Source organism: Sphingopyxis sp. KK2, from assembly GCF_001990265.1.
Taxonomy (GTDB): domain Bacteria; phylum Pseudomonadota; class Alphaproteobacteria; order Sphingomonadales; family Sphingomonadaceae; genus Sphingopyxis.
This window is the reverse complement of record NZ_LYVN01000269.1, coordinates 1-2,029: the sequence shown is the minus strand read 5'-3', so window position 1 is coordinate 2,029 and position 2,029 is coordinate 1. Positions and strand designations below refer to the sequence as shown.

Here is a 2,029-nt window from a genome sequence, read left to right as displayed (position 1 = left end):
CCGTCGCGGCGGGCAGCGCCGCGCTCGCCGGCACCGCGGTGGCGCTGGTGCTCGCGATCGTCGGCGGCAACGAACCGCCGGTGAACCTGTTCATGACGCTGGTGCTCGTCGCCGGGCTCGGCATCTTCGCGCTCGCGATGTGGTGGGACCGCAGCGACCGGGTCCGCCAGACGCGCCGCAGCGACGTCGCCTTCTGGCTCCACCTGCTCGCCGCGCCGATGATCGCGCATCCGATCTTCCACCTGCTCGGCGTGACGCAGGGCAACGACATCGGGAGCGCCGCCGCGGTGATGGTGATCGCCATCTATATCGCCTTCGGCCTGATCGCGCTCGCGATCGACCGCCGCGCGCTGCTCGTCTCCGCCCTCGCCTATGTGCTGTTCGCGCTGACCCAGCTGTTCCAGACCTTTGGCGCGGTCGAGCTCAACGTCGCACTCACCGCCTTCGTCATCGGTTCGGCGCTGCTGCTGCTCTCGGCCTTCTGGCAGAATGCGCGGAGCGTGGTGGTCGGCTTCCTGCCCGCCAACATCGCCGACCAGCTGCCGGCGACGGTGCGGCCGGTCAGTCCGATACCAGCTTCATAAGCTTGCGTTCGACGGGGGCGAGCACATTGGCGAGCTCGTCCCCGCGTTTCAATATCGCCCCGGCTTCGGAGACAAGGGCCCACATGCCCTGGCGGCTCCGCAAGGCGGGGCGTTTTTCTATGCGATATTCGGGGCGTTCCGACGCGCGGCGGAAGGCCGAGAAAATGGCCGCGTCGCGATGGAAGTCCATCGCATAATCGCGCCAATGCCCCGCCGCGACCATCCGGCCATAGAGGTCGAGGATGCGCATCAGTTCGGTGCGCTCGAAACCGGTCTGCTGCGGCGCCGTGCGACCGGCGAGCGGCAGGGGCGTCACGGTCCCCATCAGGCGCGACTGCGTCCCTTGCGCGGCGCGGGCTCGATCGCGGCCTCACGCTCGGCGACCAGCGCGGCGAGCTGTTTCTGCAACTGCTCGAGCTGGCATTGCAGCAGTTCGACCTTTTGCGTCGCGGGATCGAAACTTTCGCTGCACGGCGTGCCATAGGGCACGAATTCACGAGCATATTCGGTGGCATCGACGAGCGTCGAGCGCGCCGGGATGCCGACCATCACCGCGCCCTCGGGCACATCCTTGGTCACCACCGCATTGGCGCCGACGCGCGCGCGCGCGTTGACCATCACCGGGCCGAGGATCTGCGCGCCCGAACCAACGATCACGTCATTGGCGAGCGTCGGGTGGCGCTTGCCACCGATGCCGTTGGCAGGGTCGGTGCCGCCGAGCGTCACACCCTGATAGATCGAGACATTGTCGCCGATCTCGGCGGTCTCACCGATCACGACGCCGAAACCATGGTCGATGAACAGATGCTGCCCGATCTTCGCCCCCGGATGAATGTCGATCGCGGTCAGGAAGCGCGCGAAATGATTGACGAAGCGCGCGAGGAAAAACAGGTCGGCCTCGAACAGCCAGTGGGCGATGCGGTGCATGCCGACGGCGAGCAGGCCGGGATAGAGCAGGATTTCCCAACGCGAGCGCGGCGCGGGGTCGCGCGCCTTGATCGAATCGAGATAGGCGATCAGCCCGTTGAACATCAATCGTCCCCTGCGACCCTATTATGTACCGCACAAGATAGATGTTCGGCGGCGGCATTTCCACCCCCGGCGCATTTTATTCGTCAGCGGCCGATCAACCCGACGCGAAACAGCAACAGCCCCTCGCTTCGCCAGCGCCGTACGCCGCCCGCCGCGGCGATCGCGGCGGCCCAGCGGTCGAGCATCAGCAGCGCGCGCCGGCCCGCGAAAGCGTCGCGCGACGGAACGCGCGCCGCGCGCGCCGCGGCGAAGAGATACTGCGCGTCTTCCTCTTCGACCTGCACGCCGGCGCCCCACAGCAGGCCCCAGCGCGTGCCGGTTCCACCGCCCGAAAGGGTGAAGAGCGCGGTGCCGAACGCCATCGCCGCCGCACCGCGCGCTGCATCATCGTCGGCGAGCAGCATCGCTTCCGC

The 2,029-nt window shown here is 67.8% G+C and carries 2 protein-coding genes and 2 pseudogenes; 1 reads left to right on the top strand and 3 read right to left on the bottom strand.

Annotated features, from left to right (window positions below; genetic code table 11):
- Positions 1–584: pseudogene (locus tag B1A78_RS21635) on the top strand (hypothetical protein); the annotation flags it as partial.
- Here B1A78_RS21635 and B1A78_RS21630 read toward each other — a convergent pair.
- The 3 genes and pseudogenes from B1A78_RS21630 to B1A78_RS22890 all read right to left on the bottom strand — a co-directional run.
- Positions 562–909: a DUF2794 domain-containing protein gene (locus B1A78_RS21630; RefSeq protein ID WP_077148889.1), complete on the bottom strand. Its 348-nt coding sequence runs from the start codon at positions 907–909 to the stop codon at positions 562–564. The pseudogene B1A78_RS21635 and the gene B1A78_RS21630 sit on opposite strands and share 23 nt — an antisense overlap.
- Complete coding sequence (gene cysE / locus B1A78_RS21625) at positions 909–1,616, bottom strand: serine O-acetyltransferase (RefSeq protein ID WP_077148890.1); 708 nt, start codon at positions 1,614–1,616, stop codon at positions 909–911. The genes B1A78_RS21630 and cysE overlap by 1 nt, the downstream gene beginning before the upstream one ends.
- Before the next feature lie 83 nt (positions 1,617–1,699).
- Positions 1,700–2,029, bottom strand: a pseudogene (locus B1A78_RS22890) (hypothetical protein); the annotation flags it as partial.